Source organism: Anaeromyxobacter sp. Red801 (assembly GCF_049201065.2).
Lineage (GTDB): Bacteria > Myxococcota > Myxococcia > Myxococcales > Anaeromyxobacteraceae > Anaeromyxobacter.
On record NZ_CM181236.1, the window covers coordinates 670971 to 686501 of the forward strand.

At 75.2% G+C, this 15531-nt stretch carries 13 protein-coding genes; 3 read left to right on the forward strand and 10 right to left on the reverse strand.

Annotation, left to right across the window (positions count from 1 at the left end; all coding sequences use genetic code 11):
- The first annotated feature begins 3 nt into the window (after positions 1-3).
- Entirely contained in the window at positions 4-927 is a 924-nt protein-coding gene (locus tag ACOQFB_RS03090; RefSeq protein WP_421608610.1) for a hypothetical protein, read from the forward strand.
- A gap of 16 nt (positions 928-943) precedes the next feature.
- Here the strand turns inward: ACOQFB_RS03090 and ACOQFB_RS03095 are convergent, their stop codons facing one another.
- Complete coding sequence (locus ACOQFB_RS03095; protein WP_152643356.1) at positions 944-1096, reverse strand: lmo0937 family membrane protein; 153 nt, start codon at positions 1094-1096, stop codon at positions 944-946.
- A gap of 188 nt (positions 1097-1284) precedes the next feature.
- Between ACOQFB_RS03095 and bioB the strand changes: the two genes are divergently transcribed.
- The gene (gene bioB / locus ACOQFB_RS03100) at positions 1285-2370 is read left to right on the forward strand and encodes a biotin synthase BioB (RefSeq protein WP_059438172.1); all 1086 of its coding nucleotides are present in this window, start codon (positions 1285-1287) and stop codon (positions 2368-2370) included.
- Positions 2371-2373: 3 nt separating this feature from the next.
- Positions 2374-3558: an 8-amino-7-oxononanoate synthase gene (gene bioF / locus ACOQFB_RS03105; RefSeq protein WP_421608611.1), complete on the forward strand. Its 1185-nt coding sequence runs from the start codon at positions 2374-2376 to the stop codon at positions 3556-3558.
- 8 nt (positions 3559-3566) lie between these two features.
- Here the strand turns inward: bioF and ACOQFB_RS03110 are convergent, their stop codons facing one another.
- The 9 genes from ACOQFB_RS03110 to dnaE form a co-directional block, all read right to left on the reverse strand.
- Positions 3567-4064, reverse strand: a complete 498-nt coding sequence (locus tag ACOQFB_RS03110; protein WP_421608612.1) for a hypothetical protein — start codon at positions 4062-4064, stop codon at positions 3567-3569.
- On the reverse strand, positions 4061-7282 hold the full coding sequence (locus tag ACOQFB_RS03115) for a protein kinase domain-containing protein (RefSeq protein ID WP_421608613.1): 3222 nt from the start codon (positions 7280-7282) through the stop codon (positions 4061-4063). Before ACOQFB_RS03115 ends, ACOQFB_RS03110 begins: the two co-directional genes overlap by 4 nt.
- Before the next feature lie 13 nt (positions 7283-7295).
- Positions 7296-7868 carry an RNA polymerase sigma factor gene (locus tag ACOQFB_RS03120; protein WP_012527513.1) on the reverse strand — a complete coding sequence of 191 codons (573 nt, stop codon included), beginning with the start codon at positions 7866-7868 and terminating at the stop codon, positions 7296-7298.
- A 181-nt stretch (positions 7869-8049) separates the two neighbouring features.
- Complete coding sequence (locus ACOQFB_RS03125) at positions 8050-8214, reverse strand: DUF1049 domain-containing protein (protein ID WP_152643377.1); 165 nt, start codon at positions 8212-8214, stop codon at positions 8050-8052.
- 1 nt (position 8215) lies between these two features.
- On the reverse strand, positions 8216-9427 hold the full coding sequence (locus ACOQFB_RS03130; RefSeq protein ID WP_421608614.1) for a threonine ammonia-lyase: 1212 nt from the start codon (positions 9425-9427) through the stop codon (positions 8216-8218).
- A gap of 141 nt (positions 9428-9568) precedes the next feature.
- The gene (locus tag ACOQFB_RS03135) at positions 9569-10000 is read right to left on the reverse strand and encodes a helix-turn-helix transcriptional regulator (RefSeq protein WP_232287323.1); all 432 of its coding nucleotides are present in this window, start codon (positions 9998-10000) and stop codon (positions 9569-9571) included.
- Between the two features lie 552 nt (positions 10001-10552).
- Positions 10553-10822: a DUF1634 domain-containing protein gene (locus ACOQFB_RS03140; RefSeq protein WP_059438809.1), complete on the reverse strand. Its 270-nt coding sequence runs from the start codon at positions 10820-10822 to the stop codon at positions 10553-10555.
- Entirely contained in the window at positions 10819-11586 is a 768-nt protein-coding gene (locus ACOQFB_RS03145; protein WP_059438810.1) for a sulfite exporter TauE/SafE family protein, read from the reverse strand. The genes ACOQFB_RS03140 and ACOQFB_RS03145 overlap by 4 nt, the downstream gene beginning before the upstream one ends.
- Positions 11587-11891: 305 nt before the next feature.
- The gene (dnaE, locus tag ACOQFB_RS03150; protein WP_421608615.1) at positions 11892-15524 is read right to left on the reverse strand and encodes a DNA polymerase III subunit alpha; all 3633 of its coding nucleotides are present in this window, start codon (positions 15522-15524) and stop codon (positions 11892-11894) included.
- Between the last annotated feature and the right edge of the window lie 7 nt (positions 15525-15531).

Below are 15531 nucleotides of genomic sequence, written 5' to 3' on the forward strand. Positions count from 1 at the left end.
CCGATGCCCTCGCACCCGTCCCGCCGCCTGCCCGCCGCGCTGCTCCTCGCCGCCCTCGCCGTGCTCCCCGCCGCCGCGCGCGCCGCCGACCTCGATCGCGACGGCCTCGACGACGCGCTCGAGGACGCGCTGCTGGCGCGCTTCGCGCCGGTGGTGGTGCTCGCGCCGGACGAGCCGGTGCGCCCCGCGAGCGCTCCCTGGCTGCTCGCGCGCGCGGCGCTCGAGACGGCGCCCGGTCCCCCGCCCCGCGTGCTCCAGGCCTCGGCGCTGGGCGCGCTCGCGGCGCTGCTCATCCCGGGGACCGAGGAGCCGGGCGCGCGCCTGCGGCTCGACGCCGCCGCGCAGGCCGGCAGCCCGGATCCGGCCGACTGGACCGCGTACGGCCACGCGTACCGCGCCGCCGACGGCGGGATCCTCCTCCAGTACTGGTTCCTGTACCCGTTCAACGAGGCGTTCTGGGCGTTCGACCACGACGGCGACTGGGAGCACATGACGGTGCGCCTCGACGCGGCGGGCCGGCCGCTCGGCGCCTGGCTGGCGCGCCACGCCGACGCGCAGCCCGGCCCGTGGTTCGGCTGGAGCGCGCTGCGCCGCGAGGGCGAGCACCCGGTGGTCCTCTCCGCGCGCGGGACGCACGCGAGCTACGCGTCGCCCGACGACGCGCCGCGCTGGGAGCGGCTCTGCCCGGAGGCGGAGCCGGCGCGCGCCGCCGCGGCGGGCTGCCCCCTCTGGCGGCCGGGCGCGCCCGGCTTCGGCGGCGTCGTGAACATGGGCGAGCGCGGCGCGGCCCGCGTCGCGTTCCTCGCCTGGCCCGGGCGGTGGGGCGCGACGGGCGCCTTCGGCCGCGACAGCCGCGGCGCGCCGCCGCCCGGCCCGGCGTTCCAGCGGGGCTGGTGCAGCGAAGGCGCGCCCGGCGCGTGCCCCTGAGCGCCGGGCGCGCCCCCTATATCGCTGCGGAGCCGCGCCGGATCACCGCCAGGATGAGCGTGATGACGGCGAGGATGAGCAGCAGGTGCACCCACCAGCCCACGGTGGCGCCCGACACCAGGCCCACCGCCCACAGCACGAGCAGGATGACTGTGATCGTCCAGAGCATGCGCCCCCCTCCCTTGCATCGAAAGGTACGCACGCGGCGCGGGGTGGAACCGTGCCTGCGGCAGGCGCATGCGCGCCGGGCAGGGCGCCGTCCGCCGGGGCCGCCGGCCGCCCGGGCCGGGGGTCGTCAACCGATGATGGGCCGCCCGGTTGACGAGCGGATCCCCGCCTGTCTATCGTGCGGGCCCCATGTGCGAGACCGCTTCCAGGACGCTGCCGCCCGGCATCGAGCCGATCTCCGGCGACGAGGCCCGCCGCCTCATCCACCACACCTCCGGCCCCGAGCTCGAGGCGCTGCTCGATCGCGCCGAGGCCGTCCGGCGCGCGGTGCACGGCGACGAGGTCGCGCTGTGCGGCATCACCAACGCGAAGAGCGGCCGCTGCCCCGAGGACTGCGGCTTCTGCTCGCAGTCGGCGCGCTTCGAGGGCGCCGACGCGCCGGTGTACCCGATGATCGGGGCCGGCGAGATCGTGGAGCAGGCGCGCAAGGCGGAGCGGGCCGGCGCGCGCGAGTTCTCGATCGTGGCGAGCGGGACGCGCCTCTCGAGGGAGCAGGAGCTCGCGACCGTGGAGGACGCGCTGCGGCGGCTGCGGGCCGAGACCGCGGTCGAGCCCTGCGCCTCGCTCGGCCTCATGCGCGAGCCGGAGCTGCGGCGGCTGAAGGACGCCGGGCTCATGCACTACCACCACAACCTCGAGACCGCGCGCAGCCACTTCGAGAACGTCTGCACCACGCACACCTTCGACGAGCAGCTCGAGACCATCCGCGCCGCGAAGGGGCTCGGGCTGAAGCTCTGCTCCGGCGGCATCCTGGGCATGGGCGAGACGCCGGAGCAGCGCGTGGAGTTCGCCGAGGAGGTCCGCGATCTCGGCGTGGACTGCGTGCCGGTGAACTTCCTCAACCCGCGCGCCGGCACGCCCATGGAGCACCTGAAGGCCATCACGGCGGAGGAGTGCCTGGCGGCGCTGGCGGTGTTCCGCCTGATGATGCCGGGCGCGCACATCTTCGTGATGGGCGGGCGCGAGGTGAACCTCGGCGACCGCCAGCACCTCATCTTCCGCGCCGGCGCGAACGGCACCATGGTGGGCAACTACCTCACCAGCGCCGGGCGCGCGCCGGATCTCACCGTGGGGATGGTGGAGCGGCAGGGCCTCACGCTGCGGCCGCCCGACACCGGCAAGGCGTGGGCGTTCGACGGCCACGCGCCGTCCGACGCCGACTGGAACCGCCGCGCCGCGGAGCCGCGCCCGCGGGCGCTGCCGGTGGTCCGCTGAGCGATGGCGCGCGGCGCGCTCGACTGGATCGGCGCCGAGCTGGAGGCCCTCGACGCGAAGGGCCTGCGCCGGTCGCTCGAGCCCATCGGCCCGGCGCAGGGGCCGGTGGTGACGGTGGGCGGCCGCGCGCTCGTGAACCTCTGCTCCAACGACTACCTCGGGCTGGCCGCGGATCCCCGGGTCCGCGCGGCGGCCGCCGACGCGGCGGCGCGCTTCGGCGCGGGCAGCGGCGCGGCCCGGCTGGTCGCGGGGGACCTGCCGCCGCACGGCGCGCTGGAGGCGCGGCTCGCCGCGTGGAAGGGCCGCGAGGCCGCGCTGCTCTTCGGCTCGGGCTACCACGCGAACGCCGGCGTCCCCGGCGCGCTGGTGGGGCGCGACGACGCGGTGTTCTCCGACGTCCTCAACCACGCCTCCATCGTGGACGGGTGCCTGCTCTCCCGCGCCGAGCTGGTCCGCTACCGGCACTGCGACGTGGACGAGCTGGCCGGGCTGCTGGCCCGGACGCGCGCCCGCCGGAAGCTGGTGGTGACCGACGCGATCTTCTCCATGGACGGGGACGCCGCGCCGCTCCGCGAGCTGGCCGAGCTGTGCGACCGGCACGGGGCCATGCTCTACGTGGACGAGGCGCACGCGGCCGGCGTGCTCGGGCCGGGCGGCGCGGGCCTGGCCGAGGCGCTCGGCGTCCAGGACCGGGTGGACGTGCACATGGGCACGCTCGGCAAGGCGCTCGGCGCGTTCGGCGCCTACGTGGCCGGCGAGCGGCGCCTGGTCGAGCTGCTCCTCTCGCGCGCCCGGCCGTTCGTGTTCAGCACCGCGCTCCCGCCGCCCGCCTGCGCCGCCGCGCTGGCCGCGCTGGAGGTGGTGGCGACCGAGCCGTCGCGGCGGACCCGGCTGTTCGCGCTGTGCGCGCGGATGCAGGCGGGGCTGGCGCGGCTCGGCTTCGACGTGGCGCGGGTCGCGTCGCCGATCTTCCCGGTGGTGCTGGGGAGCGAGGCGCGCGCGCTGGCGGCCGCGGCGGCGCTGCGCGAGCGCGGGTGGTTCGTGCGAGCCATCCGCCCGCCCACCGTGCCGCGCGGCACGAGCCGCCTGCGCGTGGCGCTCTCCGCCGCGCACGACGAGGCGCAGGTGGACGGGTTCCTGGCGGCGCTGGCGGAGGTGCTGCCGGGGCTGCCGCCGCCCCCGGGCTAGCGCGCGCCTCAGCGCGCGTGGCCGAGCATGTACCACTGCTCGTACATGCTGCTCCGGCCGGGCTTGCCGCTCGAGCACGAGGTGAACGTGCCCTTGGCCGCGAACGACGCGTAGGCGCCGGTGCCGTCGAGCACCGTCCAGCGGCCCACCACCGGCAGGGCCGCGCCCTTGCGCGCCGTCGTCAGCCGCATCCGCAGCGTGCCGCGCCCGCCCTCCAGCACCCGCTCCACCACGCCGCCGCCCGCGGGGAACCCGCCCATGTCGCGCGCCACGCCCTCGTCCAGCGTGGCGCCCGAGGCGCTGCGCAGCCGGAACGTGCCGGTGTACTGCCAGTCCGGGAACACCACGTCGATCTCGATCCGCTCCGCGCCGGGCGGCGGGAGCTCGGCGGCGGGCGGCGGCTCGCGGCGGCGCTCGGGCGCGTCGGCCCGCGCGCGGACGGGGAGGGTGGCGGCGAGCGCGGCGAGCGCGAGGGCGGCGAGCGCGTGCGGTCGGCGGACGGTCATCGCGGGCTCCCCGGCGCGGCGGGCGGCGGCGGGACGCGGCCGTGCGCGATCTCGCACGCGGCGAAGCGGCGCTCCGCCTCGGCGCGCGCCTCGCCCAGCACCTGGACCCGGTGCGCCACCGGCAGGCAGGCGGAGGTGGCGCCGCGCAGGGCGGCGCGGAGGCGGGACCAGTCCACGGTGGAGACGCGGGCGGTCCCGTCGGCCGAGACGGTGGCGAGCTCGGTGCCGTCGGGGCTGAAGGCGGCGTTGCCCACCGCGCCCTCGTGGGCGCGGAGCACCAGCGGGTCCCCGCTTCCGTCGCGCGGGTACACGCGCACGGTGCCGTCGCTCGAGGCGAGCGCCCAGCGGCGCCCGTCGCGGCTCACCGCCACGGAGAACAGCCCCTCGGGCAGCGCCGGGAAGGGCGCCCGCTCCTCGCCGTCCGGGCCGAACAGGCGCAGCGTCCCGCCCTGCTCCGGGACCACCAGGGTGCCGTCGGGCGCCACCGCAGCGCGGAACACCGGCCGCCCGGCCCGGACCACCCGCGGCGGCGAGCCGTCGAGCGGCCACACGTGGACGGAGGCCTCGTCCTGCGACGACGAGACCACCGCCTTGCCGTCCGGCGTCCAGGTCACCGCCGTGAGCACCGCGCCGTGCCCGCGGAACACGAGCGGCGTCCCGGTGCCGTCGGCGCGCCACACGCGCACCGTCTTGTCCAGCGAGCCGCTCGCGATGAGCGTGCCGTCCGGGCTGAACGCGGCGGACAGCACCGGACCCTCGTGCCCGCGCAGCTCGCGGACGAGCGCGCCGGTCCGGGCGTCCCACACGCGCACGGTGCGATCCTCGGACGAGGTCACGAAGGTGCGCTCGGTGGGATCGAGATCGGCGGAGTGGATCACGTTGCCCGGGTCGCGCACCGTGAGCGCCGCGCCGCCGTGCACCGGCCAGAGCCGGGCGGTGCCGTCGTGGCTGGCCGTCAGCACGCGCGTGCCGTCGCGCGTCCACTCCACCGTGTCCACCAGCGCCTCGTGCCCCACCAGCTGCCCGCGCTGGCGCGGGTCGTCGGTGCGCCACACCCGGATGACGTCGTCGGTGCCGCGCGTGAACAGGCGGCTGCCGTCCGGGGTGGGCACGCCGTCCACGACGGTGTGGCCGCGCAGCACCACCGGCGAGCCCTCACCGTCGGCCGGCCAGATCCGCACCGTGCCGTCGGTCCCGCCGGTGATGACGCGCCGCCCGTCGGGCGCGAACGCGGCGTACGCGACGGCGCCGCGGTGGCCGCGCAGCCGGATCTCCGGCCCGGCGACGCCGAGCCGCCACACGCGCGCCGCCCCGTCCTGCGAGCCGGCCACGACCCGCGTGCCGGCGCGGTCGAACGCGACCGAGGACACCGCCATGCCGGGCGCGCCCAGCGACTGGCGGACGCGGCCGTCGAGCCCGAGCAGGCGCACCACGCCGTCCTCCGAGCCGACCGCGATGACGCGACCGTCCGGCGACCAGGCCACCGACCACACCACCCCGCCCGGCAGCGGCGCCGACGCGAGCACCGCGCCGGTGGGCGACGCGATCACGCGCACGAAGCCGTCCGCGGTGCCGGTGGCGACCCGGGTGCCGTCCGGGGAGAACGCGAGCGCGAGCACGGCGCCGTCGTGCACCACGGGCCGCGGCGGCGCGTCGCCGGCGAGGTCGGCCAGCCAGAGCCGCCCGTCCGGCGCGCCGGCCGCCGCGATCCGGCCCGCCGGGTCGAGCGCCAGCCGGAGCAGCGGCACGTCGCCGGCGGGCAGGCTGCGCGGCGGGGCGCCGCCGTCGAGCGTGAACACCCGCAGCGTCCCCGCGTGATCGGCGGTGACGAGCCGCCGCCCGTCGCGCGTGAAGGCGAGCCCGTCGGTGCGCGCCGGGCCGTCCGCGGCGAGCACGCGCGGCGCCCCGGTCCCGTCGGCGCGCCAGAGCTTCGCGCCGCCACCCTCGCCCCCGGCCGCGACCCAGGCGCCGTCCGGGCTGACCGCGACGCCCTCGCCCTTCGGCACGCCGTCGAGCACGGTCTCCGGGATGGGCTCCGCGAGCAGGCGCTGCGCGATCGCGACCGCGCGCGGGGGCGGGTCGTCGGGCAGCTCGGCCATGAGCAGCGCGGCCACCAGCGGATCCGAGGCGCCGTCGGCCGTGCCGGCCACGCGGGCCGCCCGGAGCGCCCGCTCGGCCCGGGCGCCGCTGCGGATGGCGAGCGCCGCGGCCGCGGCGAGCCCCAGCACCACCAGCCCGGCCACCGCGGTGGCCGTCCGGCGCAGCCGCCGCAGGCGGGCCGCGCGGGCCTGCGCCGCGGCGCGGCCGGCGTAGGCCTGCTCCACGCCGGCGAGCCCGTCGAGCAGGCCGAGCGCGGTCTGCGGGCGTCCGGTGGGCGCCTTCGAGAGCGCCGCCGTGAGCAGCGACGCGAGCGAGGGCGGCGCGTCCTCGAGCGGGAGCCGCGGCGGCGGGCCGGGGTCGAGCACGGTGCTGCGCCCGTCCACGAGCGGGAAGGGCAGCTCGCCGGTGAGCATCTGCCAGAGCACCACGCCCGCGCTGAACACGTCCGCCCGCGCGTCGCCGGGCTCGCCCCGGAGCTGCTCCGGCGCCATGTACGCGGGGGTGCCGCCGGCGAGGCTGGCCCGGTCGAGCAGCCGCGCCAGGCCGAAGTCGAGCAGCTTCACGCCGCCCGCCTCGGTGAGGAACACGTTGCCGGGCTTGAGGTCGCGGTGGAGCACGCCGCGCGAGTGCGCGTGCACGAGGCCGCTCGCCACGTCGCGGGCGATGCGCACCGCCTCCTCGGGCGGCAGCCGGCCGCGCTTGAGCCGCTGCTGGAGCGTCTCGCCGCGGAGCAGCTCGAGGATGAGGTAGGGCGTGCCCTCGTGGATCCCGAAGTCGTGCAGCGTGACGACGTTCGGGTGGTTGAGCCGCGCCGCCGCCTCCGCCTCCTCGCGGAGCGGCTTCTCCAGCGCGGCCGGCTCGGCGCGGGAGGGGCGCATCGCCTTGAACGCGACCAGCCGGCCCAGCTCGCGGTCGCGCGCCTCGAACACCAGGCCGAACCCGCCCCGGCCGATCTCGCGGAGCAGCTCGAAGCGGCCCACCACCATGCCGGCCTCGAGCGGCGCGGCGAGCTGGGACGGATCGCGGGCCGGCGCGGAGGCGAGCTCCAGCAGCAGGTCCGAGAACTCCTGGCTCTCGCCCTCCAGCTCCGGGGGGACCACGCGGGGTGCCTCGCGCATCGGGGTGCGGCCGCTACTCGAGCAGCCCCTCCTCCCGCGCCATGCGCGCGAGCTTCTCCTTCAGGCGCTCGAACCGCTTGCGCAGCGCCGGCTCGTCCACCGCGTCGCCCTCGTCGGCGAGCACGGTCGCGACCTCGCGCCAGGAGAGCCCCCGGTCGAGCCGCAGCACCAGGAGCGTCTGCTCGTCCGGCTGCAGCCGCGCGCGCAGCCGGTCGATGCCGCGCTGCCGGGCCTCGCGCCGGCCGAGCAGCGCCGACGAGCGGACCTCGTCGGCGATGCGCGACAGCTCGTGGGTCTCGAGGCGGCGGCCCCGGCCGCGGTACGGATCGCGGAGGTGCCGCGCCGCGGCGTGCCAGGCGAGCCGGTAGGCCCAGACGCGGACCGGGCACTCGCGGCGGAAGCCGGGGAGGCCGCGCCAGAGGTCCTCGGTGAACTGCGAGAACACCTCGGCCGCGTCGGCGTCGTTGCGGAGGATGGAGGAGAGGTAGCCGAGGAGCTGCGGGCCGTACTCGCGGAGGACCGCCTCGGCGGCCCCCCGGTGATCGCCGGCTTCGAGGAACGGTGCGGCGCGTCCGTGGTCGGTCATCCGGGCGAGGGGCTCCGGGGCGCGGACCGGCCGGACGGCCGGGAACGGGCCGGGAGAGGGCCGACCATAACGGACGGTGCCGTTTGCCGCAATCGGCGTGGCGCGCACGGTGGGGCCCTCCGCGTGGACGTTCCGGACGAGGGAGGGGCGGCGGGCGCGGGCGTGACCGGGGCGGCGCGCCTCAGCGGGACAGCTCGTGCACGCGCTCCCGGAGCCGGTGCGCCTCGTCCCGGACGCGCGCCTCCACGCTGTCGTCCGACCGCAGCCCGACCAGCCAGCCGGCGGCGAACCCGATCGCGGCGGCGAGCAGGAGCGCGGCGAGGGCGGTCCGGGCGCGGAAGGACACGTCAGATCCCGAGCTGCTGCACCTGGTACCCGCGCTCGCGCAGCGCCTGGAGGAGCTCCTGGACGTGCTCGAGGCCGCGGGTCTCCAGGGTGAGCTGCAGGGTGGTGTCGCCGAACCGCGTCGCGAAGGCGCGCGTGTGGTGGACCTCGATCACGTTGGCCCGGTGGTGCGCGATGATCGCCGACACCTTGGCGAGCTGCCCCGGCTTGTCGGTGAGCGCGACGCTCACCCGCACCAGGCGCCCGTCCTTCACCAGGCCCCGCTCGATGATGCGCGCGACCAGGTTCACGTCGATGTTGCCCCCCGAGACGATGGCGGCGGCGCGCCGCCCCTCGAGCCCGGCCGCCCGGCGGTTCATGAGCGCCGCCACCGCGACCGCGCCGGCCCCCTCCGCGACCGTCTTCTCCTTCTCGAGCAGGTACAGGATCGCGCTCGCGATCTCCTCCTCGGAGACGGTCACGATCTCGTCCACCAGGCGCCGGACGTGCTCGAAGGTGAGGTCGCCGGCGCGCTTCACGGCGATGCCGTCCGCGATGGTGCTGGCCGGCTCGAGCGTGACCGGCCGGCCCGCCTCGAGCGCCGCGAGCATGCTGGGAAGGACCTCGGTCTCCACGCCCACGATCCGAACCTCGGGGCGCAGCGCCTTCGCGGCCACGGCCACTCCGGAGGCGAGCCCGCCGCCGCCGATGGGCACCAGGATCGCGTCCACCTCCGGGACCTGGTCGAGGATCTCGAGCCCGACCGTGCCCTGGCCCGCGATGATGCGCGGGTCGTCGAACGGGTGCACGAAGGTGAGCCCCTCGGCCTGCTCGAGCCGCCGCGCCTCGGCGTACGCCTCGTCGTAGTTCGCCCCGTGGAGCACGATGCGCGCGCCGTGGGCCCGGGTGTTCGCCACCTTCATGATGGGCGTGGTCTCGGGCATCACGATGGTGGCCTTCACCCCGAGTCTGCCGGCGTGGTACGCGACCCCCTGCGCGTGGTTCCCGGCGCTCGCCGCGATCAGCCCCCGGGCGCGCTCGGCCTCCCCCACGAGCAGCAGCGTGTTCAGGGCGCCGCGCTCCTTGTAGGAGCCGGTCATCTGCAGGTTCTCGAGCTTGAGGAAGGCGCTGGTGCCGCTCAGGCGGGAGAGGGTCTCGGTGCGGGCACAGGGGGAGAGGTAGATCCGGTCGCGGATCCGGCCGAGCGCGGCCTGGACGTCGGGGAGCGTCACCATGGCGGATCGCGAACGCTACCGCCCCGCGGCCGCGAACGGCAAGCGCCGCCCGCGCGCGTGATCCGGACGAGGAACGGGCGTCGCGGCGGCGCGGGGCGCCGCCGGAGAGGCCCGGCGCGAGCGGCCCGCGGCCGCCCGCCGCTAGTGCTGCACCAGCCTCCGCGCGAGCTCGACGCGATTCCGCACGCCCAGCTTGTCGAAGATGGTCTTGAGGTGGCTCTTCACGGTCTGGGAGGCGATCCCGAGCCGCTCGGCCACCTCGCGGGAGCGGAGCCCGTCGGCCACGAGCAGCGCGACCTCCCGCTCGCGCTGGGTGAGGCCATCGGCCGGCGTGGCGGTGGCGGCCTCGGGACCGGCCTGCAGCGGCTCCGGGAGCGGCTCACGCCAGAGGTGGAGCTGCGTCTTGCCCTTCCCGACGGCGGTCACCTCGATGCGGAGCCGCTCGCCGTGGCCCTCCATGACCAGCGTGCGGCGCACGCCGGGCGGCCCGTTCTGGGCCCCGTCGGTGAGGCCGCGGAGCTCGGACGGCATCAGCGCGCCGTCGGCGGCGTCCGCGAAGAACACCTTCAGCATCTCCTCCGCTTGCCGGTCGGCGCGCAGCAGCCCACCCGCGTCGCAATGAGCGGCAGCCCCGCGCGGAGCGGGAACGCGAACGTTCGCTCGCATCATGGCCAGCACCCCCTTTGCCTCCGTGTGGAGACAGGACCCACATACTACAGCCCTGCGAACGAGTGGTCACTCGCATCCCGAGCGGTCGCGATCTCCTTCGGGGTTCCGGGGGTTTATGACGCATCTGCGTCGGAGGGGGTGGGCGCATCGGGTCCGGTCCTTCCTGGTGCGACGGAGGTGGCAACCCATGCCCTGAAATCGGAGGGATGCACCGCCCGTCCGGTGGCGCGGATCACCCGGAAGACGAGGCAACCCTGATGAGCGCCCCGGCACAGGGACGTTGACGCATCGTGCGGGACCGGTTGGGCCGCTCCGTCCACCCCGCCGCAGCGGGGCGGGTGCGAGCGGCGAAGGAACGGGCAGGACATGCGCGGCGGCTCCGCCCGCAACGTACGCACGCGGGCCGGGCCGGGCCGCGCCCCCGCGCGACGGCGCGACCCGCGCGGTCGGCGCCGCTCAGCGGAGCGCGGCGTGGACCGCGGCCGCGAGCAGCGCGAGCAGCACCACCGAGGAGGCGGCGCCGAAACGGCGTTCACCCACCGCGAAGAAGCCGCCGGCGGCGACGGCGAGCCGGAGCGGCGGCGTGACGAAGAGCGCGATCACGCCCAGCCGCGCGAGGTGGCTCGCCGCCTCGACGTCGAGCGCGTACGCGAGCGTGGCGGCGCCGCAGAGGCCGACGCCGGTGAGCGTGCCGGCCCAGAGCGCGAGCGACACGGAGCGGTTCACGGCAGCCCCCGCAGCACGTCCCACACCATGCGGCCGCCCAGCAGCACCAGCAGCGCGGAGAACGCCGCCTGGAGCCGCGCCGCCGGGATCCGGCCGAGCAGCGTCGCGCCCAGCCGCGCGCCGGCGAACACGCCCACCACCACCGGCGCGGCCACGGCGACCTCGAGATCGCCGCGCGCGTAGTACACGTACGCGCTGGCGGCGGCGGTCACGCCGATCATGAAGTTCGAGGTCGCCACCGCGACCTTGAACGGCAGCTCCATCGCCAGCGTCATCACCGGCACCTTGATGAAGCCGCCGCCCACGCCGATGAGGCCGGAGATGGCGCCCGCCACCGCGCTCGCGCCGAGGCCGGTGCCCCATCGACGCACGGTGTAGGGCGCGCCCTCCGGCGCCTGCGGGCCGGCCGGGCGCCGGCGCCACATCACCAGCGCCGAGTACACCGCCACCGCGGCGAACAGCGCCTTCAGCAGGCCCACCGGCGCGAGGCCGGCGACGGCGCTCCCCAGCATGGCGCCGGCGACCGTCGCGAGCTCCAGCACCACGCCGACGCGCATGTCGGAGAGCTTGCGGTCCACGTAGGAGGCCGCCGCGGAGGAGGAGCTGGCGATGATCACGACCAGCGAGACCGCCACCGCGTGGCGGAACGGGAGGCCGAAGCCGGCCGTGAGGATCGGGACGACGATGATGCCGCCCCCGATGCCCATGAGGGCGCCGAGGGTGCCGGCGCCGAGGCCGACGGCGGCGAGCAGGAGAGCGGTCACGGGGCGGCCACTCTAGCGTACGGACGGGCGCCCGGAAACCGGCCCTTCGACTCCGGCCGCCCATCCCGGCCCTTCGACTCCGGCCGCCCATCCCGACCCTTCGACTCCAGCTCGCTCATCCCGAGCGTAGGACCGCGAAGCGGTCCGGAGTCGAGGGACGCTCAGGGCGAGCGGGTTCGATTCCGGCGCTCATCCCGACCCTTCGACTCCGGCTCGCGCGCTCATCCCGAGCGTAGGACCGCGAAGCGGTCCGGAGTCGAGGGACGCTCAGGGTGAGCGGTGCGTTCCGCTCGGTCGGGGGACGCTCAGCGCAGCTCGACCTCGAAGCCGAGGCGGCGCGCCGACTCGAGCAGCTCGTCGGCGGGCTGCACCTTCAGCGGCACCGCGATGGTGGTCTCGGTCTGCTCGGGGATGACCGCGCGGACCGTCACCGGGCAGCTCCCGGAGAAGCGCCCGAGCAGCGCCTTCAGGTCGCCCGCGCGCGCGGCGGTGAGCCGGTCGGCGTCGATGCGGAGCGCGATCTCGCTGGTCTTCTGGTTGCGGACCGCGGCGAGCGGCTCGATGTCGAGCGCGGTGATCTCCGCCCGCGGGTTCTCCTCCTCGCGGTTGTTGATCCGCACCTCGCCGTGCACCAGCACCGGCTCGTCGCCCTTCACGAAGTGCTCCCAGTCCGACCAGCCCTTCTGCGCGGGGCGGCCGTTCTGGGCCGGCCGCGAGGCCCAGCAGATGACCTCGGTCGTGCCGGTGAGGTCCTCCAGGGTGAGGAAGCCGAAGCGCGTGCCCTTCTCCTTGTTCATGCGCTCGCGAAGCGACGCGACCACGCCGACCACGGTGACCTTGTCGCCGTGCCGCTTGTGCGCGACCGCGGCGCAGGTGGAGGAGGCGTAGCGGCGGACCTCGCGCTCGTAGCCCATCAGCGGGTGGCCGGTCAGGTAGAAGCCGAGCGCCTCCTTCTCGAACGCGAGCCGGACGCGCTCCGGCCACTCCTCCACGCTCACCTCGCCCACGGCGTCGCCGGGCCGAGGGTAGCGCGGCTTCGCCTCGGTCGCCGCGGAGGCCGCGAGCGCACCGAACAGCGAGGCCTGGCCGCTGGCGCGGTCGGCCTGCGCCGACGCGCCCGCCGAGATGGCGGCGTCGATGCCGAAGAAGAGCTGCCAGCGCGGCACGCCCTCGAAGTCGAGCGCGCCGGACTTCACCAGCGCCTCCAGCACCTTCTTGTTGATCTTCTTCGAGTCCACCCGCCCGGCGAGGTCGAACAACGACTTGAACGGGCCCGACGCGCGCGCCTCGACGATGGCCTGCACCGCCGAGTCGCCCACGCCGCGGACCGCGCCCAGGCCGAACCGGATGCGGCCGCGCGACCCCTTGGGCGACTCCGGGCCGGGCGGGAACGCGCCGAACGCGGCGTCCGACTCGTTGACGTCCGGCGGGAGCACCTCGAGCTGGCTGGCGCGCGCCTCCGAGATGTGGAGCACCACCTTGTCGGTGTTGGAGGCCTCGCTCGAGATGAGCGCGGCCATGAACTCCACGGGGTAGTGCGCCTTCAGCCAGGCGGTCTGGACGGTGAGCAGGCCGTACGCGGCGGAGTGCGACTTGTTGAAGCCGTACGCCGCGAACTTCTCCATGAGGTCGAAGATGCCGCCGGCGACCTTCTCGTCCACGCCGTTCGCGACCGCGCCGGCGAGGAAGCCGACGCGCTCCTTGGCCATGACCTCGGCCTTCTTCTTCCCCATGGCGCGGCGGAGCAGGTCGGCCTGTCCCAGCGAGTAGCCCGCCAGGACCTGCGAGATCTGCATCACCTGCTCCTGGTAGACGATCACGCCGTAGGTCGGCTCGAGGACCTGCTCCAGGCTGGGGTGCGGGTACTGCACCTTCTCGCGGCCGTGCTTGCGGTCGATGTAGACGTCCACCATGGTGCGGCCGTCCTCGAGCTTCTGGTCGAGGGGGCCGGGCCGGTAGAGCGCGCCGGCGGCGATGACGTCCTCGAAGCGCGACGGCTTCATCTTCACCACCATCTCGGTGAAGCCGGAGGACTCCATCTGGAACACGCCGCCGGTGTCGCCGCGGCTGATGAGCTCGTACACCGCCGGATCGTCGATGGGGATGTCGCTCGCCGCGAAGTCCTTCATCTCCGGGTGGTTCCGCTTCACCATCCGCAGCGCGTCGTCGATGACGGTGAGCGTCTTCAGCCCGAGGAAGTCGAACTTCACCAGGCCGGCGGCCTCGACCTCCTCCTTCGCGAACTGCGACACCAGCATCTCGGACTTGTCGTCCTTGTACGCCGGCACGTACTCCCACAGCGGCTTGTCCGCGATCACCACGCCGGCCGCGTGCAGGCCGGCCTGGCGGTTGAGGCCCTCCAGCGACATGGCGATGTCGAGCAGGTCCTTGGTGGTGACCTTGTTCTGGACGCCCTTGTCGTCCACCCACTGCGAGATCACGGTGGGCTTGTCGTAGAGCTCCTTCAGGCGCGGCTCGGCCGGCATCTTGTCCGAGCCGAACACCAGCTCCTTGAGCGGCGGCGTCTTGCCCTGCACCGGGTCCGGGACGAGCTTCGCGATCCGGTCGCCCTCGGCGAACGGCAGGCCCATCACGCGCACCACGTCGCGGATCACCGAGCGCGCCTTGAGCGAGCCGAACGTGATGATCTGCCCGACGTTGTCCTGCCCGTACTTGCCGCGGACGTACTGGATGACCTCGTCGCGGCGGTTCTGGCAGAAGTCCACGTCGAAGTCCGGCATCGAGACGCGCTCCGGGTTCAGGAAGCGCTCGAAGAGCAGGTTCCAGCGGAGCGGGTCGAGGTCGGTGATGCGGAGCGACCAGGCCACGATCGAGCCGGCGCCGGAGCCGCGGCCCGGGCCCACCGGGATGCGGTGCTCCTTCGCCCAGTTGATGAAGTCCTGGACGATGAGGAAGTAGCCCGGGAACCCCATCTTCTTGATGACGCCGAGCTCCATCTCGAGGCGCTGGCGGTACAGGTCGCGGTCGTGCGGGTACTTCCCGTCGATCTCGCGGAAGCGCCGGTCGAGCCCCTCCCGCGCGAGCTTCACGATGTACTCGTCCTCGCTCATCCCCTCCGGCAGCGTGAAGGAGGGCAGGAACGTCTTCCCGAGCGGCAGCTCGACGTTGCACATCTCGGCGATGCGCAGCGTGTTGTCGAGCGCCTCGCGGAAGTCGGGCAGCGCCGCCGCCATCTCGTCGGGCCCGGCGACGAACAGGCCGTCGGTGTCGTGGCGGAGCCGCTTCGGATCCTGGAACGTCTTGTTGGAGGCGATGCACATCAGCACCTCGTGCGCCTTCGCCTCCTGCCGGCTCACGTAGTGCGCGTCGGCGGTGCCGACGAGCGGGATGCCCTCGTCGCGGCCGAGCTGGGCGAGCTTGGCGTTGACGTCGAGCTGCTCGCGCATGCCGTTCGACTGGACCTCGAGGAAGAACGAGCCCGGCTCGAAGATGTCGCGGTACTCGCGCGCCACCCGCCGCGCGCCGTCCATGTCGCCCTGCCGCGCCAGCCGCGGCACCTCGCCCGCCAGGCAGGCGGTCAGGCCGACGAGGCCCTTCGAGTGGTCGCGCAGGAGCTGCTTGTCGATGCGCGGGTCGTAGTAGAAGCCCTCGGTGAACGCCTTGGACGAGAGGTAGCGCAGGTTCGCCCAGCCCTCGGCGTTCTTCGCGAGCAGGATGAGGTGGCGGCCGACGCGCTCGGAGCGGTCGGTGCGCCCCTTGTCGCCCGCGACGTACGCCTCCATGCCGAGGATGGGCTTCACCCCGGCTTCCTTGGCCTTCTTGTAGAAGTCCACCGCGCCGAACAGGTTCCCGTGGTCCGTCACGGCCACGGAATTCATGCCCTTCGCCTTGACCGTCTTCAGCAGGTCCTTGATGCGGATCGCGCCGTCGAGGAGGGAGTACAGGGTGTGCAGGTGCAGGTGGACGAAGTCGGGCATCGGGCCC

Bases quoted from the DNA above. Each gene is read 5' to 3' on its own strand.
- ACOQFB_RS03090 (WP_421608610.1), top strand. From the start codon at position 4: ATGCCCTCGCACCCGTCCCGCCGCCTGCCCGCCGCGCTGCTCCTCGCC.
- ACOQFB_RS03095 (WP_152643356.1), bottom strand. From the start codon at position 1,096: ATGCTCTGGACGATCACAGTCATCCTGCTCGTGCTGTGGGCGGTGGGC.
- bioB (WP_059438172.1), top strand. From the start codon at position 1,285: ATGTGCGAGACCGCTTCCAGGACGCTGCCGCCCGGCATCGAGCCGATC.
- bioF (WP_421608611.1), top strand. From the start codon at position 2,374: ATGGCGCGCGGCGCGCTCGACTGGATCGGCGCCGAGCTGGAGGCCCTC.
- ACOQFB_RS03110 (WP_421608612.1), bottom strand. From the start codon at position 4,064: ATGACCGTCCGCCGACCGCACGCGCTCGCCGCCCTCGCGCTCGCCGCG.
- ACOQFB_RS03115 (WP_421608613.1), bottom strand. From the start codon at position 7,282: ATGCGCGAGGCACCCCGCGTGGTCCCCCCGGAGCTGGAGGGCGAGAGC.
- ACOQFB_RS03120 (WP_012527513.1), bottom strand. From the start codon at position 7,868: ATGACCGACCACGGACGCGCCGCACCGTTCCTCGAAGCCGGCGATCAC.
- ACOQFB_RS03130 (WP_421608614.1), bottom strand. From the start codon at position 9,427: ATGGTGACGCTCCCCGACGTCCAGGCCGCGCTCGGCCGGATCCGCGAC.
- ACOQFB_RS03135 (WP_232287323.1), bottom strand. From the start codon at position 10,000: ATGCTGAAGGTGTTCTTCGCGGACGCCGCCGACGGCGCGCTGATGCCG.
- dnaE (WP_421608615.1), bottom strand. From the start codon at position 15,524: ATGCCCGACTTCGTCCACCTGCACCTGCACACCCTGTACTCCCTCCTC.